Source organism: Gordonia sp. ABSL11-1 (assembly GCF_030315685.1).
Classification (GTDB): Bacteria; Actinomycetota; Actinomycetes; order Mycobacteriales; family Mycobacteriaceae; genus Gordonia.
The window spans coordinates 135,276-160,718 of the sequence record NZ_JASXSI010000008.1 but is presented as its reverse complement, the minus strand read 5'-3'; the positions used below and the strand labels follow the sequence as shown (position 1 = coordinate 160,718).

Sequence of the window (25,443 nt, the reverse complement as noted above, 5' to 3'; positions counted from 1 at the left end):
GAGGTCGCGAGTCTGCCTCCGCTCGTTCAGCTTTCGTCCCTACGCGAACGCGTCCGGGTCACCCTGTCGGCGTGACGCCCTTGGGGGCGGCGGAGGTCATGAAGCCGAAGAGATAACCGGCGACCCGGCGCATCTGGATCTCGTCGGCACCCTCGGTGATGCGGTAGCGCCGGTGGTGACGGTAGATGTGCTCGAACGGTTCGTGACGCGAGTACCCGCGGCCGCCGAATACCTGCATCGCCTGGTCTGCGGCGTCGCAACACAGGCGATTCGCCTGGTAGTTGCACATCGAGACCTCCTGCGACGCGGCGAACGGTCCGTATGTGTCCATCTTCCAGGCGGTTTCGCGGACGAGAGCGCGCAACATGGCCGCCCGGGTGTGCAACTCGACGAGGGGGAACTGGATCGCCTGGTTGGTCGAGAGCTTCTTGCCGAACGGTGCACGCTCGTTTGCATAGGCGACGGCGCGGTCGATGCAGTACTGGGCGGCACCGAGACTCGAGGCAGCCTGTCGAATCCGGTTCTCGTTGAAGAAGTGCTGCACGATCTGCAGACCCCGGCCCTCGTCACCCATGATGGCCGAGTGCGGCACCCGGACGTCGCGCAGTGTGATGTGTGCATGATCGGTCGGCATGTTGAACGTCCACAGGTATTCTTCGACGGTGAATCCCTCGCTCCGCGGATCCACGAGGAATGCGGTGATCCCGCGCGCGTCGCCGGCGTCGCCATCGGTGCGTGCGAAGATGATGTCCCGGTGCGCGGCGTGGATGCCGGTGTTCCAGGTCTTCTCGCCGTTGATGACCCACGTGTCACCGTCTCGTACGGCCGTCGTCTCCATGTGGGTGGCGTCGGAGCCGTGGTCGGGTTCGGTGATCCCGAACGCGAAGAAGTGTTGTCCGGCGGCCAGCCCCTCCACCCATTCGGCGCATTGCTCGGGTGAGCCGTACTCGAGCATGAGGAGGAGCCCGATGTTGTTGCCGACGATGCTGTGTTCGTTCTGCAGATCGCAGTGCAGCCCGAGTCCCTTGGCCGCCAGATGCTCGCGGATCACCGCCATGGACAGATTGGAGCCGTCACGTCCGCCGAACTCCGCCGGGAAGGGATATCGGAAGTGTCCTGCGGCGTCGGCGCGTCGTCGCGCCTCACCGAGCAGCGCCTCCCAGTCGGCGCTCGGGAGACCGCCTCGATCCCAGTCGGTTCGGGCGTCCTCGCGACGATGATCGAAGAAGCGGTTGTTGTCGCCGGACTCCTGCAACGGGACGATCTCGGTCTCGATGAACGCATCGAGTTCGGCCAGGTAGTCGGTGAGTGTGTCGGGCAGCGCGAAATCCACGTCGGGCCTCTCGGTCAGCAATCGGGTCGGGACAGATGTCGGGGGTTTGCCACCATCAGGCGGTCGATGACCTCGGCGGTCACCACGGACAGGACGGCGTCGTCGTCGACGGAGAGGGTGCCGTCGCGCAGAGCTGCGACGAGGTCCGCCCCGTCCGACACACCCAGGCCGGCCAGACGCCGACGACTCTCCTGTGCCTGCCGCTCACCGAGGAGCAGTTGCCGTCGGACCGTGGCGATCACGTTCGTCGCCACGCGGGTGCGGAAGCGGACCTGCGGCGACACGCCGTCGTCGGCACCCACCTCGTCGACGAGGAACCCGGACACCGATTCGAGCAACTGCAGCATCGTCGGCGCGACATGGGGCTCCTCGGTCGTGGCATCACCGGGTGTCGCGATGTCCTCGTCGAGGGGGTCGGGTACCCGGAACGGCGCAGCGGCACCGAGCGTCAGCAGCACATCGAATTCCTGCTCCGCGCTGCGTCGTCCGATCGCAGCGAGCTCCATCGATCGTTCCGATCCGTCGAGATGACGGTTGGCCTGGGCGCCACAGATGAGCCCCCACCGGACGGTCGCGTAGAGCTCCCACCACCGCAGGGCCTCCTCGGTCGGCCGCCGGCCGCTGACGTCGGCGTAGGCGTCGAGCAGCTCGGCGCGCGTACCCATTCCCGCGACCGGGCGGGCGACGCCGAATCGCCACGCCTTGGCGCACAACCATCCGAGGTCCTCCATCGGATCCCCGAGATGCGCGAGCTCCCAGTCGAGGACGGAGGAGATACGGTCCGGGGTGATCAGCAGGTTGCCGAGTCGGAAATCGCCGTGGACCACCGCGGTGGGCCACGGTTCGGGTCGGTGCCGATCCAGCCAGTCGATCGCGATGACCAGTCCGGCGGGGGCCTGGGCGTATTCGACGGGGAACAGGGTGCGCAGGGATTCGAGCGGATCGCCGAGTGCCGAGAGGCCGGTGGGGGCCGGGTCCATTCGGTGGATCCGGGCGAGGATCTCGCCGGCCTGCCGGGCGAAATCGCCACGGACGGCAGCAAACGCGTCGTCGCGCAGGATCCGTCGCGGAATCGACTCGCCGTGGATGAATCTCAGTACAGCGTAGGGGAATCCGAGGATCGTGTCGTCGACGTCGGAGTCGCTCAGGTCGAGGACCTCGGGGACGGGGACGCCCGCGCCCCGAGCGGTCCGCAGTACACGCACCTCGCTGTCGAGTCCGCCGTCGCCCGGTGCGGCCGACGGGACCGCCCGGACGATGATCGCCTCGTCTGCGCCGGCCTCGCCGCGGCCGTCCCCCGACTCGTCGCCGACGACGACTGCATAGGTGGTGCGACTCGCGCCTGCGGGAAGGACCCGCGCGGCCCGAACCGTCAGGTGGCGTCCCCACATCTGGCCCAGGCGGCGGGCGATCCGGGACGCGACCTCGGCGGCGTCGGTCGGATGGCCGGGACGCCCGTCGGTGGCGTCCGGGTCCGTGGACCTGCTGTTCGGTTCGATCACTACCGCCCCCTCGTGTCGCGACCTCGACGCTGCGACGCTACCCGCCCGAGCGACCGTTCCGTCGGCGGTTGGCGAAAGGTCATGCGACACGCGTGTCGCACGTATCGGGCGGAGGCCTCCGTTGCCCGCCGATATCGCAGTCGTCTCGTGTCGCAGTCGTCTCGTGTTGCTGCGGTGTCGTCTTCCTGGTCAACGCCGGCCGGTCGACCACTCCGGTGTTGCGCTCATGTACACCTGCTCGGTCACACCCTGATACCGACCGAGAGGGGTGTCAGCGGTGAAGGTCTCGGGATCGAGATAGACATGCGAGATAGACATGACGGTCGACGTCGCGCGCCGACGACCGGCCGTGTGTGTCGCGTAGTCCTTGTCGAAGATCCCCATGCCGACGATCCACAGGGCCGCGCGTGTCAACGACACGTGGACCCGATAGCTGCGGCCCTCCTCGGCTCGCCGGCCTCGACCACACCCGCGTGCGGTCGACATCCTGGAACGGGTCGACACCTCGCCGATGCCGTCGGCCGGGCAGTCGCGAGGGCGACGCGACAGGCGGTCATCGGGAATCGCACCCGAGGTGTCGCGACCGTACGCGACAGGTTCCTCGCGGAGCTGGCCGCCGCGCATCCGGAGATCACGCCGCGCCTTCTGCCGGCGAGTTCGGAGCCACTGCTGCGGGATCTGCGTGCCGGGCACATCGACCTCGCCCTGGTCCACGGTCCGGTTGGTGGAGCCGGGATCCGGACGAGTCCCGGCGACAGACCCCCAGCGCGACCTGAGTCAGGACCCGATCGCCCGAGGTGCCCTCACCCGCCCACCCTGCGATGACGGACATCGATGGGCAGGCCGTCGGCCGGTGTCGGTCCGGTCCCGTAGGTGAGATCGAGGCGGTAGTCGGCGGGAACCGACCACTCGAACCTCTGCAGCATCTGGTGCATGATCGACTTCACCTCCATGCCACCGAAATACAGGCCGATGCACTTGTGTGCGCCACCGCCGAACGGCGACCACGCGAACCGGTGCACCTTGTCCTCACGACGTTCCGGCGAGAACCGCTCCGGGTCCCAGTGCGTCGGGTCGGGCCACCACTCCTTGCGCAGCATCGACGCCCACGGATGGATGGCGACGAGCGTGTCCTTGGGCACGTAGTGTCCCAGGATGTCGGTGTCGGCGATCGTCTTCCGGAAGAGCATGCCGACCGGGGCGTTGATCCGGAGTGTCTCCTTGAAGGCGAGGTCCAGGGAGGGCAGCGCGTCGAGATCGTCGTAGCCGATGGTCGACTTGCCCAGCGCGATCGACTCCTCCCGCAGACGCTCCTGCCACTCCGGATACCGCCCGAGGAAGTAGGTGAGCATCGACAACGCGATCGTGCTCGTGTCGTGGGCGGCCATCATGACGAAGATCATGTGGTTGACGACGTCCTCGTCGCCGAACGTGTTGCCGTCCTCGTCCTCGCTGTGGCACAGCACGCTGAACAGGTCATCGCCGTCACCCGCCCGCCGCGCGGCAATCTCCGAGCGGAAGTACTTCTGCAGGTATTCGCGTCCCCGTAACCCCCGGGCCCAGGTCCAGTCCCGCACGTCGGCGCGGACGAGGGCCTGTCCTCCGCGCACCGCCGCCTCGAAGGCACTCTCCAGCCGGTGGGCCTGCGCCTCGTTCAGTGACGCACCGACGAACACCTCGGTGGCGAGCGAGAGAGTCAGGTCCTTGGTGTGTGAGTACATCGGGAATCCCGGACCGACCTGCCAGTTCGACAGCGTCTTCTCGATGTGCGGCGTCATGATGTCGAGGTAACCGTTCAGACGCGGCCGGGTGAAGGCCTGCTGCAGGATCCGACGGTGATGCATGTGTTCGTCGAAATCCATCAACATGATCCCGCGGCGGAAGAACGGACCGATCATCGGTTCCCAGCCCTCTTCGCTGGAGAACGCCTTCGAACGGTTCATCCACGCCGCCTCGATGGCCTCCGGACCGATCAGGGTGACCATGTTCATGTTCAGCGACCCCGACCACGAGACGGGGCCGTACTTCTCGAATCGCTCCATCGCGCTGGTCAACGGATCGGCCAGCGCCTCGAGAGTGTTGCCGAGGAACGGCAGTCCCTGGTCACCCATCACCGGCCGCAGGCCGGAGTCCGCCGGCGGTTCGGCCAGCGGACTCGGCTTGCTCGGATAGGCGCGACTGGCCGCGGCCAGCGCCGACTGCATCGTCTTCTTCGTGGACTGCATCGCGTTTGCACTCTCCCCACGCGTCGTGTTGCTCACCGGGCCGTCGAGCAACAATGGAACGAATCATGACATATGTTCCAACGATGAGTCTACGACCGATGGGAAACGTGTGTCCTCAGAAACCGCGTTTCTACCCGCCCACGTACTCCGCGAGATGCCGGCCGGTCACTGTCGAGCGGTCCGCGACGAGATCGGCCGGGGCGCCCTCGAAGACGACGCTGCCGCCGTCGTGTCCGGCTCCCGGACCCAGATCGACGATCCAGTCGGCGTGGGCCATGACCGCTTGATGATGCTCGATGACGATCACCGACTTCCCGGCGTCGACCAATCGATCCAAGAGTTCGAGAAGCTGCTCGACGTCGGCCAGGTGCAGGCCCGTGGTCGGCTCGTCGAGGACGTACACGTCCCCCTTGTCGCCCATCTGCGCGGCCAGCTTCAGCCGTTGTCGCTCGCCGCCCGACAGGGTCGTGAGCGGCTGTCCGATGGTCAGGTAGCCGAGGCCGACATCTCGCAGTCGCACGAGAATCTTGTGTGCGGCAGGGAGTTTGGCGTCTCCATCGGAGAAGAACTCCTCGGCCCGGGCGACCGACATGGTCAGGACCTCGCTGATGTCCTTGCCGCCGAAGGTGTAGTCGAGAACCTCCGCCGAGAACCGTTTGCCGTCGCACACCTCACACGGCGTGGCGACGCCCGACATCATCGCCAGGTCCGAGTAGATGACGCCGGCCCCGTTGCAATTGGGGCAGGCGCCCTCGGAATTGGCGCTGAACAGACCGGGCTTGACGCCGTTGGCCTTGGCGAACGCCTTGCGGATGGGGTCGAGCAACCCGGTGTAGGTCGCCGGGTTGCTCCGGCGGGAACCCTTGATCGCGCCCTGATCGATCGAGACGACGTCATCGCGGCGCGAGACCGAACCGTCGATCAGAGAGCTCTTTCCGGAGCCCGCCACTCCGGTCACCACCACGAGTACTCCGAGCGGGATGTCCACGTCGACGTCCCGCAGATTATGGGTGGACGCGCCGCGGATCTCCAGCGCCCCGGTCGATTCCCGCACCGACTCCTTCAGTGCGGCACGGTCGTCGAGATGACGTCCGGTGAGTGTGTCGCTGCCGCGCAACCCGTCGACGGTGCCCTCGAACACGATCTCGCCACCGTCGGTACCGGCCCGCGGACCGAGGTCCACGACGTGATCGGCGATCGCGATGACCTCGGGCTTGTGTTCGACGACCAGCACCGTGTTGCCCTTGTCCCGCAGCGCCAGGAGAAGTTCGTTCATCCGGTCGATGTCATGCGGGTGCAGACCGATGGACGGCTCGTCGAACACGTAGGTGACGTCGGTGAGCGACGACCCCAGGTGACGGATCAGTTTGGTGCGCTGCGCCTCTCCCCCGGACAGCGTTCCCGCTGGCCGGTCGAGGGACAGATATCCGAGACCGATCTCGACGAAGGAGTCGAGGGTCTCACCGAGGGTGGTCAGCAACGGACCGACGGACGGTTCGTCCAGTCCGCGCACCCAGTCGGCCAGATCGCTGATCTGCATGGCACACAGGTCGGCGATATTCTTGCCCTTGATCTTCGACGACCGTGCCGTCTCCGCCAGCCGGGTGCCGTCGCACTCGGGGCAGGTGGTGAACGTTATCGCGCGGTCGACGAATGCCCGGATGTGCGGCTGCATGGCCTCACGATCCTTGGACAGGAACGACTTCTGGATCTGCGGGATCAGCCCGAGATAGGTGAGATTGACCCCGTCGACCTTGATCTTGGTCGACTCCTTGTAGAGGAGGTCGTTCAACTCGCGCTTGGTGTACTTCTTGATCGGCTTGTCGGGATCGAACCATCCGCATCCGCGGTAGATGCGGCCGTACCAGCCATCCATGCTGTAGCCGGGAATCGTGAGCGCACCCTCGTTGAGTGACTTCGAGTCGTCGTAGAGCGCGGTGAGGTCGACGTCGGACACCGCACCGCGACCCTCGCAGCGTGGACACATGCCGCCGGTGATCGAGAAGCTGCGACGTTCCTTGACGGTGCGGCCGGCTTTCTCGACGGTGACCGCTCCCGCCCCGCTGATCGAGGCCACGTTGAACGAGAATGCCTGTGGTGAACCGATGTAGGGCGTGCCGAGCCGGCTGAACAGGATGCGAAGCATCGCGTTCGCGTCGGTGGCCGTGCCGACGGTGGAGCGGGGGTTGGCGCCCATGCGCTCCTGGTCGACGATGATCGCGGTGGTGAGGCCTTCGAGCACATCCACGTCCGGCCGGCCGAGGTTCGGCATGAAACCCTGCACGAACGCGCTGTAGGTCTCGTTGATCATCCGCTGCGACTCGGCCGCGATGGTGCTGAAGACCAGTGAACTCTTCCCCGAACCGGACACACCGGTGAAGACCGTCAGCCGACGTTTCGGGATCTCGAGACTGACGTCCTTCAGGTTGTTCTCGCGGGCACCGTGGACGCGGATCAGGTCGTGACTGTCGGCGACGTGGCCGTCACGCGCTCCGCGCGCGGTCGTGGACGCCTTCCGCGTCGTCCGGCCTCGGGTCCTCGTGGTGGCAGCGGTGCTCATCGTGTCTCCGTCCGTTCGGTTGGGCTGCATGATCGAACTGCGGTGCCGGTGGCTTCGATCCAACCAGATCGGACACCGTGGCGGTCGCTCTCGGCGGGTACGGCGTCAATGCGTCGGCGACGACGAGCCCCTCGCGGAATCTGCACATGGATTCGCCTGCGGGTCAGGACAGTTGGTTGATGCGGAGGAGATTGCCGGACGGATCGCGGAACGCGCAGTCGCGCACACCGTACGGTTGGTCGGTCGGTTCCTGGAGCACCTCGGCTCCGGCCGCCTCGAGGCGCTCGAACAATCCGTCGATGTCGTCGGTGCCCAGGGTGAGCGCGCCGTAGCTGCCCTTGGCGATCAATTCCAGGATGGTGCGGCGCTCGTCGTCGCTGATCCCGGGATCCGCGGCCGGTGGATGCAGCACGATCGATGTGCCCGGCTGTCCGGGGGGACCGACGGTGAGCCACCGCATCCCCTCGTATCCGACGTCGTTGCGGACCTCGAAGCCCAGGGTGTCTCGGTAGAAGGCCAGAGTGGCCTCCGGATCGGTCTGCGGAAGGAAGGCGTAATGAATGGTGATGTTCATGGACATCACGCTAGAGGTCAGCGCCCGGCCGGCGCTTCTCGATTCCTGATCGGTCGAGTGACCTGTTTGGCGAGGCACGCCGGGATGCCGACCGTTGCGTCGGCGTGGTGCACGCGGTACTCGCTGGGCGGCATGCCGACCAGTTCGGTGAATCGGGTGCTGAAGGTGCCCAGCGACGAACAGCCGACGGCGAAGCAGACATCGGTCACACTCAGGTCGCCGCGACGCAGGAGCGTCATCGCACGTTCGATACGCCGGGTCATCAGATAGGAGTAGGGAGACTCGCCGTATACCCGGCGGAACTCCCGGCTGAGATGACCGGCCGACATGTGCGCGCCGCGGGCCAGCGACGCCACGTCGAGTGGTTCGGCGTACTCACGGTCGATCCGGTCGCGCACCCGACGCAGGCGCGTGAGATCCCGGAGCCGTCGATCGTCGTCCGAGGTTGTGGCCACACAGGAATGGTGCCACGCGTCGGCGGCGATGCCCAGGCCATCACGCCCCCGACGGATCCGCGGCCCGGTCCCGGAAGGTGTGCAACACCCGCTCGGTCTTGCTCATCGCCGAGATCCGGGCGCCGCGAGCGCGAACGGACTCCTCGAGGTCGTACAGGCGCGCCGATGCCAGGTGCTCGAACCGGGTCGGGGTGTCGTCGGGTCGCGGTCGCAGCCGCATCGTCACCTCGAGCATGTCGAGATCCGCGACCGTCCATCTCTCCACGGTGACCGGCGCACCGTCGAGGTCGACGTCCGGCCACGCCGTCGACGTGATCGGGCCGATCGTGACGAGATGGTCGATCGGCACGCCGCACGCCGTACACGCGACGACGAACTGGCGTTGCGTCGCATCGAGGAGCGACACCGGGTCCGTCCCGGTGATCTGAGCGGCCATGGACCCGGCCGGCCGGCCGCTGACGACCGATGCCGCGAGGACCCGATGCCGCCCGCCCCAGTCGGCCTCGATCCGGTACCGGGCGTCGCCGTCCACGAACTCCCGGCTCCACCGGTCGGGCAGTTCGGCGGTCGTACACGGTCGCAGCTTGACGCTGATGTCGTCCTGATCACCGCTGCGGATCCTGATGATGAGTCGACTCGACAGCAGCGGGGTGGTACTCCCGCCGATCCCGGGGTGTGCCTCGGCGAACCAGATGCTCCGCCGGATCGGGGTCGCGGTGGGCGGGATGAGCGCCGACACGACGTTCGCGATGTCGGCGTCGAGGTTGATCTTGAGAGCAATCGGTGGGATCACCACACCTGCCTTCCGAGTCGAGAGTTCGTGACCCACGGTTCCTGCCGTGCCCCGGAACCCATCGTCTCCGGCGCCAACGGATCTGCCACGAGTAGCCACTACCCCACTTCCGCGACGGGCTGCGTAGATCGAGCGCGACGATCGGGTAGTCCGCTACTCATGTCGGATCGGCGCCGAGCCGACATACTTGATGCGCAGGTCCGGCGGACCCGCGCCGCCGCCGTGGCCGGGCACCTCCGGGTGTGGTCTTCGACCTGATCAGTCCGCCTTTGTGCACCAGATGGAGGTGTCATGTTCGCAGTGATCCGATCGATCACCGGACTCATTGCCGACAACCCGACCGACCGCGAGGTCTCGTCACGGCGACGAATCGCCCGTGTCCTCGCCCGTGGGTCCGAGACCGTGGACCGCCGCCGCGGGTGGCATACGCTGCCGGTCCCGGTAGGTCTCGCGGTCCTGGTGGGGCTGCGCAGCCGGATGCGAGAACTCAACCTGTTCGACGCGGGACCGCACCCCGCCGACGTCGACGGCCCGCCCCCACCCCCCGCGCCGACGCGGGCACGGACGATCGAGGGCACGTTCAACGCCGTGGCGTCCCCCCGCATGGGGGCGGAGGGTGCACTCTTCGGCCGCAACATCCCGCTCGACGACACCGCACCCGAGACCGGGTCCACCCTGCTCACCCCGTCGCCGCGCACGATCAGCAACGAGTTGTTGGCCCGCACGACGTTCCGGCCGGCCACCTCACTGAACCTCCTCGCGGCCGCCTGGATTCAGTTCGAGGTGCACGACTGGATGAGCCACTTCGACGCCGACGACGCCATCGAGATCGCGACCGAGCCCGACGATCCGTGGCCATCCGACCGGATGTCCGTCCCGCGGACGCGCTCGTGTCCGGGATCGGCCGGCGCGGCACCCACTTATCCGAATCGGGACACCCATTGGTGGGACGCCTCGCAGATCTATGGCGCCACACAAGAACAGGCGACGGCGATCCGCAGTTTTCAGGGCGGTGAGATCACCATCCTCGACGACGGCCTGCCGCCACCGGCGGCCGAGTCCGGACTGGAGCGAACCGGACCGGCGGGCAACTTCTGGCTGGGGCTCGGCCTCCTGCACTCACTGTTCCTGGCCGAGCACAATTCCATCTGTCGTCGGCTGCACTCCGCCTATCCGGCGATGGACGATCAACAGCTCTACGACACCGCCCGACTGGTCAACACCGCTCTGATGGCCAAGATCCACACCGTCGACTGGACTCCGGCGATCATCGCCCATCCGACGACGGTCGCGGCGATGCGCGGGAACTGGTACGGACTGCTCGGCGAGCGCGTGGCGAAACGGTCGGGTCGGCTCTTCGAGAGCGAGGTGCTGTCCGGTATCCCCGGCAGCACGACAGAGTTCCACGGGGTGCCGTACTCGTTGACCGAGGAGTTCGTGGCGGTCTACCGGATGCACCCGCTACTTCCCGACGAGGTCACCATCCGCCGGGCGGACACCGATCGGGAACTGGCCACCCATGGCCTCGACGAGCTGCTGACCGACGCCGTGCCCGACGCCCGGGTGCGGCGACTGCTGTCGGAGTACGCGATGCCGGATCTGCTGTACTCGTTCGGACGTGCCCACCCCGGCACGCTGGATCTGCACAACTTCCCCGATGCGTTGCGGACACTACGTCGTCTCGACGGTTCCCTGATGGATCTCGCCACCGTCGACGTGCTGCGCAGTCGTGAACGGGGTGTGCCGCGCTACAACGCGTTCCGCCAGGCGTTCCGGCTGCCCGCGGCGACATCCTTCATGGATCTGACCCACGACCGGGGTCTGGCCGACGACCTCGCCACGGTGTACCGCGACGTCGATGACGTGGACCTCATGGTCGGCCTGTACGCCGAACCCAAACCGGCAGGGTTCGGCTTCAGCGACACCGCCTTCCGCGTGTTCATCCTGATGGCCTCCCGTCGGATCTCCGGCGACCGCTTCCTGACGACCGACTTCCGACCCGAGATATACACCGAGGTGGGGATGTCGTGGGTGCGGGACAATTCGATGAGATCGGTTCTCCTGCGCCACTTCCCCACCCTCGCCCCGACCCTGGGCCGCGTCGCGAATCCGTTCGCGCCGTGGCCGGCCCCCTGACACGAGAGAGCGTCGAATCATGTCCCCGTCACATCCGTCCCCGCATCTGTCCGCATCTCCCGGGTCGTCGTCCGGCGTGACCTCCCGATATGTCGGGTACTGGCCCGGAATCGAGCAACCTGCCGACGACGAGGAGGAGATCTTCGACGCGATGGTCGCCAAACTGCGCGGCAACAACATCCGCGCGTACCGCAAACACAAACGCGGACTGCGCGATGCGCACGCGAAGAGTCACGGGATCCTGATCGGTGAACTCGAGGTGCTCGGCGATCTCCCCGACGAGCTCGCCCAGGGACTTTTCGCCACGCCGCGGACCTACCCGGTCATCGCACGGCTGTCCACCACCTCGGGCGTCATTCGGAGCGATCAGATCCGCGGTGTCCGCGGACTGGGCATCAAGGTCATCGGTGTGGATGCCGACGACAAGGTCCTCCCCGACGACCACGCGGTCACCCAGGACTTCATCTTCGTGACCCACCGGGAGTTCCTCTTCGCCGACGCCCGGGCCTACCTCCGGAAGGGCATTCCGCTCGCGATCCTGCTCGCCTGGCTCCCCGACCGGGTCATCGACGTGGCCAGTGAGGTCCTCGCCCGCGTTCACCGGCTGCGGCCGCTGCCCGAGACCCTCGCCGTGTTCGTCCGCCGCAACACCCACATCCTGGGCGACACCTTCTACAGCTCGGCGCCGCTGCGCTATGGCGACCACGTCTGCCGGATGCTCTACGCCCCGCGATCGCCGGAGGTCCGGGCACTGGCCGGGCAGTCGACCGACGACCGCGACGGCGTCAACGCTCTGCAGGAGATGGTCGTCGACTTCTTCGCCGAGCACGACGCCGAGTACGAGCTGCGGGTGCAGCTGTGCACTGATCTGCGCACCATGCCGATCGAGGACGCGACCGTGGACTGGCCGGAGGAGGAGTCCCCGCATCGGGCGGTCGCGGTCATCCGGTTCCCGCGGCAGGATCCGTACACGCCGGAGCGTCGTGCCTACGGGGACGACGTCCTGTCATTCAACTCCTGGCGTTGCATCACCGCGCACCGGCCTCTCGGCTCGATCAATCGGTTGAAACGCAAGGTGTACGACGCGTCCAGCGAGTTCCGGCACGCGATGAACAACGCGCCGATGGTCGAACCGGCCTCGGCGGCAGACCTTCCGCGCTGACGAGCGTGCCGACGTTCGCCCGCCACACGGACGAGCCCCGATCTATACTGCGCCCCATGGGTGCCCGCTGGCAGCTCCTCTCCCGGCCGACCGAACAGCACGCCATCCGGGCCGCACTCTCGAACGCGGACACCTGTGGTGTCGTGCTCGTCGGTGCCGCCGGAGTGGGCAAGACGACGCTCGCGCGAGCGGCGACCGATGACATGTCCGCCGAGGTGCGGTGGGCGGCCTGCACCGAGTCGTCGCGTGGAATCCCCCTGGGCGCCTTCGCTCCCTGGGTCGAGTCCACGTCGTCGCGCGATCCGATCACTGCGCTCGTGTCCGCCCGGGACGCGCTGCTCTCCCATCCCGACACGATCGTCGGCGTCGACGACGCACACCACCTGGATCAGTTGTCGGCCACCCTGCTGCTGCAACTCGCCGTCGACCGGTCGGCGCGCATCGTGGCAACCGTGCGCACGGGCGAACCCGTGACCGACGCCGTCACAGCGCTGTGGAAGGACGGCCACCTGACCCGGATCGAACTGGAATCGCTCACCAAGGCGGAGAGCACGGCCCTCGTCGAACGTGTCCTGGGCGGCTCCCTCGAGGGTCTCAGCGCCGACGTCATCTGGGACTCGTCGGGCGGCAATCCGCTGTTCCTGCGCAACCTCGTCGAGGGAGCTGTCCGCGCGGGGACGTTGTCGGAGGTCAACGGTGTCTGGCAACTCCGTGGCCCCACGGCTGTCCCCTCCGGTCTCGTCAGTCTCGTCGACGACCGTCTGGACCACGCCGGCGCCGCGGTGATGGACCTGATGCGACTGCTCGCGGTATGCGAACCGCTCGACATCGACAGTCTCATCACGCTCGCGGGTGGGGACGCTGTGGACGAGGCCGAGCTGTCGGATCTCGTCAAAATCGTCCGGGACGGGTCGACGGTGAACGTGCGCTTCAGTCACCCGGTGTACGGCGACGTCATCCGGCGCCGGATCGGGGTGGCGTCGGGACGGACACTCAGGTCGCGGATCGTGGAGATCCTCCGCCGAGAGCCCATCGACACCGCGGCCGCGCGGATTCGGTTGGCGCAGCTGTGTGTCGACGGCGACCTCGACATCGAACCCCGGATGCTGACGTCGGCGGCCAAGGACGCTGTCGCGCTGGCGAATCTGCCGCTCGGAGAGCGCCTGGCCCGCGCAGCGACCGAGCGCGGTGGAGGTCTGGCCGCGGCCGAATTGCTCTCCCGCGCACTGCTCTGGCAGGCCCGCCCGGTCGAGGCGGACCAGGCGCTCGCGACCTTCGATCCCGACCAACTCGACGAGCTGCAGCTGGTGCTGTGGGGCAATCCCCGTCTGAGCCTGCTGTTCTGGTCGTTGGGCGAGGACGTCAGGGCCAAGGAGATCCTCGCCCTGTTGCGTGAACGGGTCGCCCATCCCGCGCTGGTGCTCATCGTCGACGGCATGGAATCGATGATGGCCGTGCACGAGAACCGGATCGCCGAGGGTATCGCTGTGGCACAGGCGGTCATCGCCGACCCGGATGCCCCGCCGCAGGCGTTCGACTTCGCTGCCTTCGCAGCGGGTCTGGCGATGCCGGTTGCCGGGCAGGGGCTGGCCTACGACCCGATCGCGGCCCGCTGTCGAGCAGAGCAGAAACCGACCGACGGCATGATCAAGGTCATGGTCCGCTACTGCGATGTGCTGGCTCTGACCATGGTCGGCGACCTCGACACCGCGCAGCATCGCGCCGATGAGTACAACGAGTTCTCCTCCGCCGGACAGTTTCTGGGGTGGGCCATCGCGAAGATCACCCTCGGTGTCGTCGCTACATACCGCGGGTCGTTCACCGCCGCCACCTCCGCGTTCGAGCAGGCGCTGGCCGCCCTCAACGCGGAGAACTCGCTGCCGTGGCGTCTGCCGGCGCGGCTGCTCCTGGCCCGCGCCTACGCGGCTCTCGGTGACGTCGTCGAGGCCGAGCGGGTGTTGGCCGAGGCCGATGAGCACACCGGTCCGCAGACCGCGATCCACGAGCCCCAGAGGGTGATCGCGCGTGCCTGGATCGCCGCCGCGAACGGCGCGCAGACCGAGGCGGTCGAGCTCTGCATCCGCGCCGCCGACATCGCCCACGCCGCCGGACAGTTCGCGCTCGAGGCCGAGGCGTGCCATCATGCGGCGCGGTTCGGCGACCGCGGCGTCGGATCACGTATCGAGGCGCTCGTCGACCGCATCGACGGTCCGATCGGAGCGCTCTACGCCCGACACGCGATCGCTGTCGGGACAGCGGACGCTGAGGGTCTCGACACCGTGAGTCAGGAGTTCGAGGACGTCGGGTTCCTGCTCTCCGCAGCGGATTCCGCCGCGCAGGCCGCGCCGTTGCACGAGAAGGCGGGCCGCCGGCGCGGCGTCGCCGAGTCGAGTGCACGCGCGCTCAAGCTCTCCGTGCTCTGTGACCGTGCGACCACGCCTGCCCTGCGCGCGTCGGCCCGTCCACTTCCGGTGACCGCCCGCGAACGGGAGATCACCGCCCTCGTCGCGCAAGGACTCTCCAACCGGGAGATCGCCGAACGCCTGACCGTGTCGGTGCGCACCGTCGAGGGACACATCTATCGTGCATGCATCAAACTCGATGTCGCCGACCGGGATGCGCTCGCGCAGGTGGTCTGGGACGTCACCCGCTGACGCCTCGCCAACCGCGCTGCGCGAGAACGCCGATGTCGTCGACGACGAGAACCGCTCCGGCCTCGCGGAGTTCGGCCTCCGAGAACCCGCCGGTGCGCACGGCGACGCATGCGGCCGACAACCGGGCGGCGGACTCGACGTCCCAGACGGTGTCACCGACGAGAAGTGCGTGCTCCCCGCCGGCGGCCTCGAGTGCGGTCCCGAGGATGTCGGGATGCGGTTTGGACCGGTCGACGTCCTCCGCGGAGGTGACCGCGGCGAAATCGTCGCGGGTCATCCCGAGGATGTCGAGTGCGGCGTCGGTGAACTCGGCGGCGCCCGACGACGCCAGGGCGACCCGCAGTCCGGCGGATCGGATGGCGTCGACGAGTTCAGGCGCACCGGGGAGAGGGCGCACTTCGGGGAGCAGTTCGCGGTAGCGATCGGCCCAGTCCGATCGCAAGCGATCCCCCAGACGGTCCTCGACGTCCTCTCCACATACCTCACCGACCAGCAGGTCTCCGCCCATCCCGACCGTGCGGTGGATCCGCCACCACGGCGGCGTGAGATCGTGCGCGCCGAATGCCCGGGCCCAGGCCAGGGCGTGCAGGTAGGTCGAGTCGACCAGCGTTCCGTCGACGTCGAGCAGCACCGTGTCCGTTCCACCGGCGACGTCGGCGATGTCGGTGCCGGCGATCGGGCCGTGCACGGGTGCGGAATCCGAGTCCACGCGGGCCTCCTCGGGTCGGGTGCGTATCCGTCCAGCCTTACCCGACGTTTCGATCTCCCACACCATGGGGAACACCGGAGTCATGACGACGAGATTCGGGTACACCTTGATGACCGAGCAGGCCGGCCCCAAGGATCTGGTCCGGTTCGCTGTCGATGCTGAGAACGCCGGATTCGACTTCGAGGTCAGCAGCGACCACTACTTCCCCTGGTTGTCGGCGCAGGGGCACGCCCCGTACGCGTGGAGTGTGCTGGGTGCTGTCGCGCACGCGACCGAGCGCGTCGAGCTGATGACCTACGTGACCTGCCCCACGATCCGGTATCACCCCGCGATCGTGGCGCAGAAGGCCGCCACCCTGCAGATCCTCGCCGACGGACGTTTCACCCTCGGGCTCGGCAGTGGCGAGAACCTCAACGAGCACGTGGTCGGGACGGGTTGGCCCTCCGTGGTGGACCGGCAGGAGATGCTCGCCGAGGCGATCGAGATCATCCGTGCCCTCCACGACGGCGGTCTCGTCGACTTCCGCGGCGAGTTCTTCCAGGTGGACTCGGCACGCATCTGGGATCTCCCGGAGCAGCGGACACCCATCGCCGTGGCCGTGGCCGGAGACCGCGGGATCGAGGAGTTCGGTCCGACCGCCGATCACCTGATCGCGGTGCAGCCGGATGCCGGGGTGATCGACCGGTGGAACGGTCTCGACTCCACCGGGACGATCGGCGACGACTCCCGGGCGATCGGTCAGATCCCCATCTGTTGGGATCCGGACCGCGGCGCCGCCGTCGAACGTGCGCACGACCAGTTCCGCTGGTTCGGCGGCGGCTGGGATGTGAACGCCGACCTCCGGACCACCGCGGGCTTCGCCGCCGCGACCCAGTACGTGACACCCGACGACGTCGCCGCCTCTATTCCGTGCGGTCCCGATCTGGATGCGATCGTCGACGCCGTACGGCCGTACTGGGAGGCCGGGTTCACCGACGTCGCACTCGTCCAGATCGGCGGTGGATCCCAGGACCGATTCCTGTCCGAGGCGGCCGAACCGCTGTTGGCAGCGCTCCGCGCTGCGGCGCCGTGAACCCGTTTCCCCACAACACTTCTCGATGTTCTCGTGAGACTTCGGCGCGGTTGATCCGCTGTGCCGCTTGCCCACCGGCGTAGCATCGGGAGAGGCACTGAAGCAGCCCCGGTGCCACAGCCCAGAACGGATCGACCTTCTCGGAGGCGAGATGTCCGACGACAAGAACGTGTACACGACGCGCGATTCGGGCGCACCGGCCGGGAGTGACGAGCACTCGCTCACCGTCGGCGCGGGTGGCCCGATCGTCCTGCATGATCACTACCTGATCGAGCAGATGGCCCAGTTCAACCGCGAGCGAATCCCCGAGCGGCAACCACACGCCAAGGGCAGCGGGGCCTTCGGAACCTTCGAGACGACCGAGGACGTGTCCGCCTACACGTGCGCGGGCCTGTTCCAGCCGGGTGTCACCACGGAGATGGTCGCCCGGTTCTCGACCGTTGCCGGTGAGCGCGGCAGCCCCGACACCTGGCGGGATCCGCGCGGATTCGCGCTCAAGTTCTACACGGATGAGGGCAACTACGACATGGTCGGCAACAACACGCCGATCTTCTTCATCAAGGACCCGATGAAGTTCCAGCACTTCATCCGTTCCCAGAAGCGCCGTGCCGACAACAACTTGCGTGATCACGACATGCAGTGGGACTTCTGGACGCTGTCCCCGGAGTCGGCGCATCAGGTGACCTGGCTGATGGGTGACCGTGGCATCCCGAAGACGTGGCGCCACATGAACGGCTACTCATCGCACACCTATCTGTGGGTCAACTCCGAAGGAGTGAAGCACTGGGTCAAGTACCACTTCATCTCCGATCAGGGCGTGGAGTTCTTCACCCAGCACGAGGGCGACCAGATGGCCGCCGCCGACACCGACTTCCATACCCGCGATCTGTTCGAATCCATTGCGGCCGGTGATCATCCGAGCTGGACGTTGAAGGTGCAGCTGATGCCGTTCGACGACGCCGTCTCGTATCGGTTCAATCCGTTCGACCTGACCAAGGTGTGGCCGCACGGCGACTATCCGCTGCATGAGGTCGGGAAGATGACGTTGCACACCAACCCCACCGACAATCACGCGCAGATCGAGCAGGTCGCGTTCGAGCCCAACAACACCGTGCCCGGGATCGGATTCAGCCCGGATCGGATGCTGCTCGGCCGGGTCTTCTCCTATGCCGACGCCCATCGGGCGCGGCTGGGCGGGAACTACAAGCAAATCCCGGTCAACGCCCCACGCAACGAGGTTCACAGTTATTCGAAGGACGGGGCGATGCGGATCACGCCGGTGTCCGATCCGGTGTATGCCCCGAACAGCAAGGGGGGCCCGTCGGCGTCGTACACCGGACAACAGGAACCGCAGTGGGCGGCCGACGGCGACATCGTCCGGTCGGCCTACGTCGACCATCCCGAGGACGACGACTGGGGTCAGGCGGGCACCATGGTCCGCGAGGTGTTCGACGACGGCGCCCGGGAGCGCTTGGTGGACAACGTCGTCGGCCATCTGCTCAACGGGGTGAGTGAACCGGTCCTGGCCCGTGCGTTCGAGTACTGGAGCCGCATCGATCCCGACGTCGGCGCCCGCATCAAGTCTGGTGTGACCGAGAAGCAGGACGAACCGGATCCGAAGGTGGACGATCAGGGCAATCCGGCCCGGAGTTCCATGCAGGCCAAGGTCTGATCACATCGCGTCGGCCGATCATCCGGCGCCATGGACCAACGTGTGGGTCACCCGATCGTGCGGATCGGGTGACCCACACGTCTGCGAGAGACCGTCAGGCCTGGTCGAGTGCGATGCGGACCGCGACGCCGCCCTTCGCATCGCGACTGCTGATGGCATGTCCGGTACACGTCTCGCCGTCGAGGGTCAGCGAGATCGGCGCGCCGTCACCACTGAAGTTGCGCCACCATCCCTTCTTGTCCGGCATGGCGACCCCGACGACGACGGTCTCGCCGTCGCGCCGATAGCTGACCGGCAACTCGAATCGCTTGCCGGACTTGCGACCCGTGTAGCTCAGCACCGTCATCGACCGGCTGAGTACCGAGCCGAGGCCGGGCAGACGCAGCAACGTCGTCACCAGCAGGTTGAATTTCGCGGCCGTCCGCTGGAAACCGTTCACGCGAGCATCCCTTCACGACTGTTCGACGACCCACCGGCCGCCGATCGACCGTGGGATGACGATGTCCGACGCTACCCCGTCTTGTCGATGATCGACCCCGACGACCACACGGCCCGCTACGCTCTTGTCCGTGATGGAGTCGGTGGACGTCGTGGTCGTCGGCGCCGGGGTCGTCGGACTCGCCGTGGCCCGCCGGCTCGCCCTCGACGGGCTTGCGGTGATGGTGCTCGAGGCCGAGGACGCCATTGGCACACAGACGAGTTCGCGGAACTCCGAGGTCATCCACGCCGGCATCTACTACCCGCAGGGCAGCCGCAAGGCGACGGCCTGCGTGGCCGGCCGTGAGATGCTGTACCACTACTGCGCCGAGACGGATGTAGCGCATCGCCGGATCGGCAAACTGATCGTTGCGACGACCGAGGATCAGCGCCCGGAGCTCGATCGGATCGCGGCGCAGGCCGGCGCGAACGGCGTCGGTGACCTGCGAGCGGTGAGCGCCGCCGAGCTCCGGGAGCTGGAACCGGAAGTCGCCGGCGTCGGGGCCTTGCTGTCGCCGTCGACCGGGATCGTCGACGGCCATGGACTGATGGAGTCGTTGCGGCGCGATGCCGAGGCCGCCGGCGCCGCGATCGCCCTACGCAGTCGGGTGGTGGGCGGATCGGTGGCGCCGGGTCCGCTCATGACGCTCGAGGTCGACGGTGTCGGCACGATCGGCTGTCGCGGTCTGGTCTCGTGCGCCGGGCTCGGCGCCTGGGACCTCGTCGGACATCTTCAGGGGTACCCCGTCGAGCGGACTCCGCCTCGACGCGTGGCAAAAGGCAACTACTTCACACCCGCGTCTGGCTCCTCACCGTTCGGCAGGCTGATCTACCCGGTTCCCGTCGACGGTGGCCTGGGCATCCACCTGACGCTCGACATGGCCGGGGCGGCACGATTCGGACCTGACGTCGAGTGGACCGACGGCAGTGATCTGTCGGTCGATCCGCACCGGGCGGAGAAGTTCGCCCGCGAGATCCGACACTATTGGCCGGGCGTCGACGATCACGAGTTGGTGCCCGCCTACGCCGGACTCCGCCCCAAGTTGTCCGGGCCCGGCGAGCCGCCGGCCGACTTCCTGCTGCAAGGGCCCGCCGACCACGGCATACCGGGTGTGGTGGTGCTCTTCGGCATCGAATCCCCCGGGCTCACCTCGTGCCTGGCCCTCGCGCGCGATGTCGCCACCATGCTCGACCGCGACGCTCTACGCTGAACATCACGCCGTCCGCGGACACCGCTCGACACAGGAGACACATGAAACTCGTTCTACAACTGGGGTATTGGGGTGCGTCACCGGCACCGCAGCACGCCGAACTGGTCACCGCGGCAGAGGCTGCCGGGTTCGACAGCGTGTTCACCGCAGAGGCGTGGGGCTCGGATGCCTACACCCCACTGGCCTGGTGGGGGTCGTCGACCGACCGCATGCGGCTGGGGACGTCGGTGCTGCAGTTGTCGGCACGGACGCCGACCGCGTGCGCGATGGCGGCGCTGACCCTCGATCACCTCTCCGGCGGGCGCCACATCGTCGGACTCGGGGTCTCGGGCCCGCAGGTCGTCGAGGGCTGGTACGGGCAGCCGTTCGCCAAACCACTGGCGCGCACCCGCGAGTACATCGACATCATGCGGCAGGTCTGGGCCCGCGAGGCGCCGGTGACCAGCGATGGACCGCACTATCCGCTGCCCCTGACCGGTGAGCGCGCGACCGGCCTCGGCAAACCCCTCAAGCCGATCACCCATCCCCTACGCGCGGACATCCCCGTGATGCTCGGCGCTGAGGGACCCAAGAACATCGCACTGGCCGCCGAGATCGCCGACGGCTGGCTGCCGCTGTTCTACACGCCGCGACTGGCCGACGCCTACCACGAATGGCTGGATGAGGGATTCCGTCGACCGGGCGCGCGTCGGACCCGCGAGGACTTCGAGATCTGTGCCACCGCGCAGATCGTCATCACCGATGATCGTGCCGCGACGTTCGAGGCGATCAAACCGTTCCTCGCGCTCTACATGGGAGGCATGGGGAGCGAGGACACCAACTTCCACGCCGAGGTGTACCGCCGCATGGGATACGCCGAGGTGGTCGACGAGGTCACGGCGCTGTTCCGCAGCGACCGCAAGGACGAGGCCGCACGCATCATCCCGGACGAGGTCGTCGAGGACTCCGCGATCGTCGGCACCATCGATCACGTACGGACCCAGGTCACCCGGTGGGAGGAGGCGGGGGTGAGCACGATGCTCGTCTCGCCCGGAAGTGTGGCCGAGGTCGAACAGCTCGCGGCCCTGATCGACCGGTGACCGACGACGAGACCGCGGTCCACGGATCGGCCGCCGCAGGACTGATCAGGGTCGCCGCCGCCTATGCGGTCGCGTTGCTCGTCGCCGCGATCTGGCTCATCTGGGGACCGACGAACACCCTGTGGCTCGACACGCTCATCGCGGACGTCCTCGCCACGCTGGTCGTCTTCGCGTACAGCCGCCGCTATCGGAATTCCAGTGTCTACGACGCCTACTGGAGCGTCATCCCCCCGCTGATGCTGATCTATTGGTGGTGGCAGGGCGATCTCGGCATCGGTGACGTGCGGTGCTGGCTGGTCGCCGTCGTCGTCACGGTGTGGGCGATCCGGCTCACGTGGAACTGGGCATCGACCTTTCCCGGCTTGCACCACGAGGATTGGCGCTACGGCATGATCCGGTCGGACGCCGGTCGCTGGGAGTGGCCCGCCGACCTGTTCGCCATCCATCTCATCCCGACGATGCAGGTGTTCCTGGCGATGCTCCCGGTCTACGTGACGGTGACCCGCCCCGCCGACGGGCCGCTCTGGTTGGCGATCGTCGCCTTTGTCGCCGGTCTGGGCGCGATCGGTCTGGAGTCGGTCGCCGACGCGCAGTTGCGGGCATTCACCCGGACCCATCGCCCGGGGGATGCGATGGACCGTGGACTCTGGGCATGGTCCCGGCATCCCAACTACTTCGGCGAGTGGATGTTCTGGGTCGCGCTGACACTCTTCGGCATCGCCACGTCGCCGGGCGACGCCTGGTGGCTGGTCGCCGGTGCGATCGTGATGCTGGCGATGTTCGAGGGTGCGAGCATCCCGATGATGGAGCGACGCAGTCTGGCACGGCGACCGGAGTACCAGCAGGTCATCGACAACACCCCACGGTTCCTGCCCCGGCCCCCGCGGATCGGTGCGCATGGCTGAGAGACGGCGCCGGGTCGTGGTGGCCGGGCTCGGTGACACCGGGCTGCTGACCGCGATCCACCTGGCGCGTCATCACGACGTCGTCGGTGTGTCGGTCAAGCCCGGTCTGGTCAGCGGTCAGGAGGTCGGCACGCGGATCGCGCGGCCCGACGCCTGGAGTCGGGACTACTGGATTCCGTTCGATCGGTTCCGCGGACTCGACGACGTACGGATCGTCCAGGGACGCCTCAGTGGCCTGGACCTCACGTCCCGGAAAGTCATCGTGCGGCGCACCGACGACTCGGTCGTGGCGGAGGATTACGACGCTCTCGTGATCTCCACCGGCGTCCGCAACGGTTTCTGGCGTCGCCCGGACCTGCAATCCGCGGGCGAGGTCGACACCGGACTGCGAGCCGTACACGACCGCCTGGCAGGCTCGGCGTCGGTCGCGGTGATCGGCGGCGGCGCGGCGGCGGTCAGCAGCGCCGTCAACATCGCCGCAGTGTGGCCGCGCAAGCGTGTCGATCTGTACTTCCCGGGTGACCGTGCACTTCCCGCACACCATTCGCGAGTGTGGGAGCATGTGCGCCGCCGCCTCGACGATGCGGGCGTCGGGATACACCCCTGCCATCGCGCGGTCCTGCCGTCGTCGGTCGACGGGATCACCGGCGATCCCGTCGAGTGGACCACGGGCCAGTCGCCGGCGAACGCCGAGGCCGTCGTGTGGGCGGTCGGCAAGGTCACCCCCAACACCGAATGGCTGCCCGGGGGGATGCTCGACGATCGCGGATTCGTCCGGGTCGCAGACGATCTCCGCGTCGTCGGAGACGAGGGGATCTTCGCCGAGATCTTCGCCGTCGGCGATGTCGCAGCCACCGATCCCCTGCGCAACTCGGCACGCAACCGGGCCGACCGCCTGGTGGCCCACAACGTGGCCGCGTCGCTACGCGGCGACCGGCTCCGGACGTACCGCGCACGCCATCGTCGATGGGGTTCGGTGCTGGGGGTACAGCACGACGGACTGGAGATCTTCGCCCCCAACGGCCGCCCGTTCCGCTTCCCGGCGTGGTCGATCGAGTCGGTTCTCCAGCCGTGGATCGTGCGGCGCGGGATCTACCACGGGATCCGCAAGCGCTGAGCGGATGTCCGGCTCGGTCAGGGCGCGGTCTCGGTGCGCCGCAACGACTCCAGCCACGCATGGACGAGAGGCACCACGCTCGCTCCCTCACCGCTGGCCGCGGCGACGCGCTTCATGGATCCGGCGCGGATGTCGCCCGCGGCGAACAACCCGGGTTCGCTGGTCGCGAGGTTTGCCGGCGGGACGTCTCCTCTCCAGCGGTCCCGGGGGACGTCGCGACCGGTGAGGACGAATCCGTTCGGGTCGCGCTCGACCCCGCCGAGCAGCCACTCGCAGTGCGGGGAGGCTCCCAACAGCAGGAACAGCCCTCCGGCGGGCCGTCGGTCCTCGCTGCCGGTGTTCCGGTCGCGCAACGTGATCCATTCCAGGCGTCCCGTGCCACCTCCGTCGATCACCTCGCAGGAGCCGCAGACCGAGATGCGCGGGTTGAACGCGATCTCGCCGATCAGATACTGCGACATGGTCTCCGACAGGTCGGGCCGACGGACGACGATCGTCACCGACCGGGCGTATCGGGCCAGGTGGATCGCGGCCTGTCCGGCGGAGTTCCCGCCGCCCACCACGAAGACGTCCTGTCCCTCCATCTCCCGTGCCGCGCTCATCGCCGCACCGTAGTGGACCCCGAGCCCGACGAGACCTTCGAGGGGGGCCACCCCCAGGCGCCGATACGCCACTCCCGTGCTGATGAGGACCGACCGCGCGCACACATCCCCGCCCTCGGTCACCAGTCGATACGGCGCGGCCGGGTCGTCGGTGCGGACACTGTCGACGGCCCAACCGGTGAAGAACCGAGCGCCGAACCGCAAGGCCTGTGTCCGGGCCCGCTGCGCGAGGCGCATCCCCGAGATACCCCGCGGGAACCCGAGGTAATTGCGGATCATCGAACTCGTGCCGGCCTGCCCGCCGGTCGCCTCCTTCTCGATGACCACTGTGCTGAGCCCCTCGGATGCCGCGTAGACCGCCGCTGCCAGTCCGGCCGGGCCGGCACCGATCACCGCGAGATCGACGACCGTGTCGACCTCGACGTCGGACGGGCGACCATAGATCATCACCGCGACGTCCCGGACCGTGGTGGGCGCGATGACCTCGGTGCCCGGTCCCCGGAGGGAGTGCACGAGAGGATGTGGCGCCGGATCCGGCCGGGCGGTCTCGTCGTCGGAGTACAGGAACTGCGCCGCCTGGACACCCTCGGGACTCTCTGGTGAATAGGTGCGGTACGGCATTCCCATGCGCTCCAGGAAATCCCGGATCTGCATGGTCAGCGGTGTCAGCGCAGGTGCGATGATGCGCAGCACCTCGACCTCGGGCACGGCGACCGTCGCGCCCCAGTCCGACAGCAGTTCGGTGATCGCATAGTGGAACTCCTCGTCGCGCGGACCGCGTGGGATGAGGAGGAAGGTGTCGAACTTCCCCTTCTGCAGGGCCGGGCGCAGCGTCTCGCTGTGCACGAGAAAATTGCTCCAGTGGATTCCGACGATGCGACGCGCAGTCGGCACGATGCTGCGGAACGCCGACAGCGCCTCGAGCAGATTCATGTCCGGCAGTTCGGACTCGGTCACGATCAGCGCCACCGGCACACCGTCGGAGCGCAGCCTGCTGAGCAGGGTGATGCCCTCGATCGCCGAACCCGCGCAGGTGATCGTGTAGTCGCGTGCATAGCGCTCGAACTCGGCCATCAGGACGTCGGCGCTGCTCTCCGACACGACGACGACGGCCGGACGGACGCCGCTCTCGAAAGACGGTGTGGTCATGGGCCCAGTCTTCCATTTGATCTCGTCCAGGTCTCTGCTTGGCGACGACACCGCCG

20 protein-coding genes are annotated in these 25,443 nt (G+C 67.7%); 9 read left to right on the top strand and 11 right to left on the bottom strand.

The window, feature by feature from the left end; translation table 11 throughout:
- Positions 1-58 precede the first annotated feature (58 nt).
- The 8 genes from QSJ19_RS11425 to QSJ19_RS11390 form a co-directional block, all read right to left on the bottom strand.
- Entirely contained in the window at positions 59-1,333 is a 1,275-nt protein-coding gene (locus QSJ19_RS11425; RefSeq protein ID WP_286320459.1) for an acyl-CoA dehydrogenase family protein, read from the bottom strand.
- A gap of 14 nt (positions 1,334-1,347) precedes the next feature.
- Positions 1,348-2,724: a phosphotransferase family protein gene (locus QSJ19_RS11420; protein WP_286320559.1), complete on the bottom strand. Its 1,377-nt coding sequence runs from the start codon at positions 2,722-2,724 to the stop codon at positions 1,348-1,350.
- 300 nt (positions 2,725-3,024) lie between these two features.
- Positions 3,025-3,549 carry a hypothetical protein gene (locus QSJ19_RS11415; RefSeq protein WP_286320458.1) on the bottom strand — a complete coding sequence of 175 codons (525 nt, stop codon included), beginning with the start codon at positions 3,547-3,549 and terminating at the stop codon, positions 3,025-3,027.
- A gap of 89 nt (positions 3,550-3,638) precedes the next feature.
- Positions 3,639-5,060 carry a cytochrome P450 gene (locus tag QSJ19_RS11410; protein WP_502876140.1) on the bottom strand — a complete coding sequence of 474 codons (1,422 nt, stop codon included), beginning with the start codon at positions 5,058-5,060 and terminating at the stop codon, positions 3,639-3,641.
- A 130-nt stretch (positions 5,061-5,190) separates the two neighbouring features.
- Positions 5,191-7,620, bottom strand: coding sequence for an ATP-binding cassette domain-containing protein (locus tag QSJ19_RS11405; RefSeq protein WP_286320456.1), 2,430 nt, complete (start codon positions 7,618-7,620; stop codon positions 5,191-5,193).
- A 163-nt stretch (positions 7,621-7,783) separates the two neighbouring features.
- Complete coding sequence (locus QSJ19_RS11400; protein ID WP_286320454.1) at positions 7,784-8,194, bottom strand: VOC family protein; 411 nt, start codon at positions 8,192-8,194, stop codon at positions 7,784-7,786.
- Between the two features lie 17 nt (positions 8,195-8,211).
- A complete protein-coding gene (locus QSJ19_RS11395) occupies positions 8,212-8,649 on the bottom strand; it encodes a helix-turn-helix transcriptional regulator (RefSeq protein WP_286320452.1) in 438 nt (145 codons plus the stop codon).
- Positions 8,650-8,689: 40 nt separating this feature from the next.
- Positions 8,690-9,442 (bottom strand): hypothetical protein, encoded by a 753-nt coding sequence (locus QSJ19_RS11390; protein ID WP_286320451.1) that lies wholly within the window; start codon positions 9,440-9,442, stop codon positions 8,690-8,692.
- 291 nt (positions 9,443-9,733) lie between these two features.
- Here QSJ19_RS11390 and QSJ19_RS11385 point away from each other — a divergent pair, with 291 nt between their 5' ends.
- The 3 genes from QSJ19_RS11385 to QSJ19_RS11375 are packed head-to-tail and all read left to right on the top strand — an operon-like array spanning position 9,734 to position 15,394.
- Complete coding sequence (locus QSJ19_RS11385; RefSeq protein WP_286320449.1) at positions 9,734-11,578, top strand: peroxidase family protein; 1,845 nt, start codon at positions 9,734-9,736, stop codon at positions 11,576-11,578.
- A gap of 19 nt (positions 11,579-11,597) precedes the next feature.
- Entirely contained in the window at positions 11,598-12,740 is a 1,143-nt protein-coding gene (locus QSJ19_RS11380) for a catalase family protein (protein WP_286320448.1), read from the top strand.
- Between the two features lie 56 nt (positions 12,741-12,796).
- On the top strand, positions 12,797-15,394 hold the full coding sequence (locus QSJ19_RS11375; RefSeq protein WP_286320447.1) for a helix-turn-helix transcriptional regulator: 2,598 nt from the start codon (positions 12,797-12,799) through the stop codon (positions 15,392-15,394).
- Here QSJ19_RS11375 and QSJ19_RS11370 read toward each other — a convergent pair.
- Positions 15,384-16,187, bottom strand: coding sequence for an HAD family hydrolase (locus tag QSJ19_RS11370; protein ID WP_353507140.1), 804 nt, complete (start codon positions 16,185-16,187; stop codon positions 15,384-15,386). The genes QSJ19_RS11375 and QSJ19_RS11370 overlap by 11 nt on opposite strands.
- On the opposite strand from QSJ19_RS11370, the gene QSJ19_RS11365 reads away from it, so the two are divergent.
- Both QSJ19_RS11365 and QSJ19_RS11360 read left to right on the top strand, forming a co-directional pair.
- On the top strand, positions 16,186-17,175 hold the full coding sequence (locus tag QSJ19_RS11365) for a TIGR03557 family F420-dependent LLM class oxidoreductase (RefSeq protein ID WP_286320445.1): 990 nt from the start codon (positions 16,186-16,188) through the stop codon (positions 17,173-17,175). The genes QSJ19_RS11370 and QSJ19_RS11365 overlap by 2 nt on opposite strands.
- Positions 17,176-17,326: 151 nt before the next feature.
- On the top strand, positions 17,327-18,847 hold the full coding sequence (locus QSJ19_RS11360) for a catalase (protein WP_286320443.1): 1,521 nt from the start codon (positions 17,327-17,329) through the stop codon (positions 18,845-18,847).
- Between the two features lie 94 nt (positions 18,848-18,941).
- Here the strand turns inward: QSJ19_RS11360 and QSJ19_RS11355 are convergent, their stop codons facing one another.
- Complete coding sequence (locus QSJ19_RS11355) at positions 18,942-19,286, bottom strand: PNPOx family protein (RefSeq protein WP_286320442.1); 345 nt, start codon at positions 19,284-19,286, stop codon at positions 18,942-18,944.
- Between the two features lie 133 nt (positions 19,287-19,419).
- On the opposite strand from QSJ19_RS11355, the gene QSJ19_RS11350 reads away from it, so the two are divergent.
- Genes QSJ19_RS11350 through QSJ19_RS11335 form a run of 4 tightly spaced genes read left to right on the top strand, consistent with a single transcriptional unit; the run spans position 19,420 to position 23,636 of the window.
- Complete coding sequence (locus QSJ19_RS11350; RefSeq protein WP_286320554.1) at positions 19,420-20,535, top strand: NAD(P)/FAD-dependent oxidoreductase; 1,116 nt, start codon at positions 19,420-19,422, stop codon at positions 20,533-20,535.
- 41 nt (positions 20,536-20,576) lie between these two features.
- Positions 20,577-21,614: an LLM class F420-dependent oxidoreductase gene (locus QSJ19_RS11345; RefSeq protein ID WP_286320440.1), complete on the top strand. Its 1,038-nt coding sequence runs from the start codon at positions 20,577-20,579 to the stop codon at positions 21,612-21,614.
- Positions 21,611-22,519, top strand: a complete 909-nt coding sequence (locus QSJ19_RS11340; RefSeq protein ID WP_502876139.1) for a DUF1295 domain-containing protein — start codon at positions 21,611-21,613, stop codon at positions 22,517-22,519. The genes QSJ19_RS11345 and QSJ19_RS11340 overlap by 4 nt, the downstream gene beginning before the upstream one ends.
- Positions 22,512-23,636 (top strand): FAD-dependent oxidoreductase, encoded by a 1,125-nt coding sequence (locus QSJ19_RS11335; protein WP_286320439.1) that lies wholly within the window; start codon positions 22,512-22,514, stop codon positions 23,634-23,636. Before QSJ19_RS11340 ends, QSJ19_RS11335 begins: the two co-directional genes overlap by 8 nt.
- Positions 23,637-23,653: 17 nt before the next feature.
- Here the strand turns inward: QSJ19_RS11335 and QSJ19_RS11330 are convergent, their stop codons facing one another.
- Positions 23,654-25,387 (bottom strand): NAD(P)/FAD-dependent oxidoreductase, encoded by a 1,734-nt coding sequence (locus QSJ19_RS11330; RefSeq protein ID WP_286320438.1) that lies wholly within the window; start codon positions 25,385-25,387, stop codon positions 23,654-23,656.
- Positions 25,388-25,443: the final 56 nt, after the last annotated feature.

What these genes read in the sequence shown, in the direction of transcription:
- QSJ19_RS11420 (WP_286320559.1), bottom strand. Translation starts at nt 2,724, where the DNA reads ATGTGGGGACGCCACCTGACGGTTCGGGCCGCGCGGGTCCTTCCCGCA.
- QSJ19_RS11410 (WP_502876140.1), bottom strand. Translation starts at nt 5,060, where the DNA reads ATGCAGTCCACGAAGAAGACGATGCAGTCGGCGCTGGCCGCGGCCAGT.
- QSJ19_RS11405 (WP_286320456.1), bottom strand. Translation starts at nt 7,620, where the DNA reads ATGAGCACCGCTGCCACCACGAGGACCCGAGGCCGGACGACGCGGAAG.
- QSJ19_RS11400 (WP_286320454.1), bottom strand. Translation starts at nt 8,194, where the DNA reads ATGAACATCACCATTCATTACGCCTTCCTTCCGCAGACCGATCCGGAG.
- QSJ19_RS11385 (WP_286320449.1), top strand. Translation starts at nt 9,734, where the DNA reads ATGTTCGCAGTGATCCGATCGATCACCGGACTCATTGCCGACAACCCG.
- QSJ19_RS11380 (WP_286320448.1), top strand. Translation starts at nt 11,598, where the DNA reads ATGTCCCCGTCACATCCGTCCCCGCATCTGTCCGCATCTCCCGGGTCG.
- QSJ19_RS11375 (WP_286320447.1), top strand. Translation starts at nt 12,797, where the DNA reads ATGGGTGCCCGCTGGCAGCTCCTCTCCCGGCCGACCGAACAGCACGCC.
- QSJ19_RS11365 (WP_286320445.1), top strand. Translation starts at nt 16,186, where the DNA reads ATGACGACGAGATTCGGGTACACCTTGATGACCGAGCAGGCCGGCCCC.
- QSJ19_RS11370 (WP_353507140.1), bottom strand. Translation starts at nt 16,187, where the DNA reads ATGACTCCGGTGTTCCCCATGGTGTGGGAGATCGAAACGTCGGGTAAG.
- QSJ19_RS11360 (WP_286320443.1), top strand. Translation starts at nt 17,327, where the DNA reads ATGTCCGACGACAAGAACGTGTACACGACGCGCGATTCGGGCGCACCG.
- QSJ19_RS11350 (WP_286320554.1), top strand. Translation starts at nt 19,420, where the DNA reads ATGGAGTCGGTGGACGTCGTGGTCGTCGGCGCCGGGGTCGTCGGACTC.
- QSJ19_RS11345 (WP_286320440.1), top strand. Translation starts at nt 20,577, where the DNA reads ATGAAACTCGTTCTACAACTGGGGTATTGGGGTGCGTCACCGGCACCG.
- QSJ19_RS11335 (WP_286320439.1), top strand. Translation starts at nt 22,512, where the DNA reads ATGGCTGAGAGACGGCGCCGGGTCGTGGTGGCCGGGCTCGGTGACACC.
- QSJ19_RS11330 (WP_286320438.1), bottom strand. Translation starts at nt 25,387, where the DNA reads ATGACCACACCGTCTTTCGAGAGCGGCGTCCGTCCGGCCGTCGTCGTC.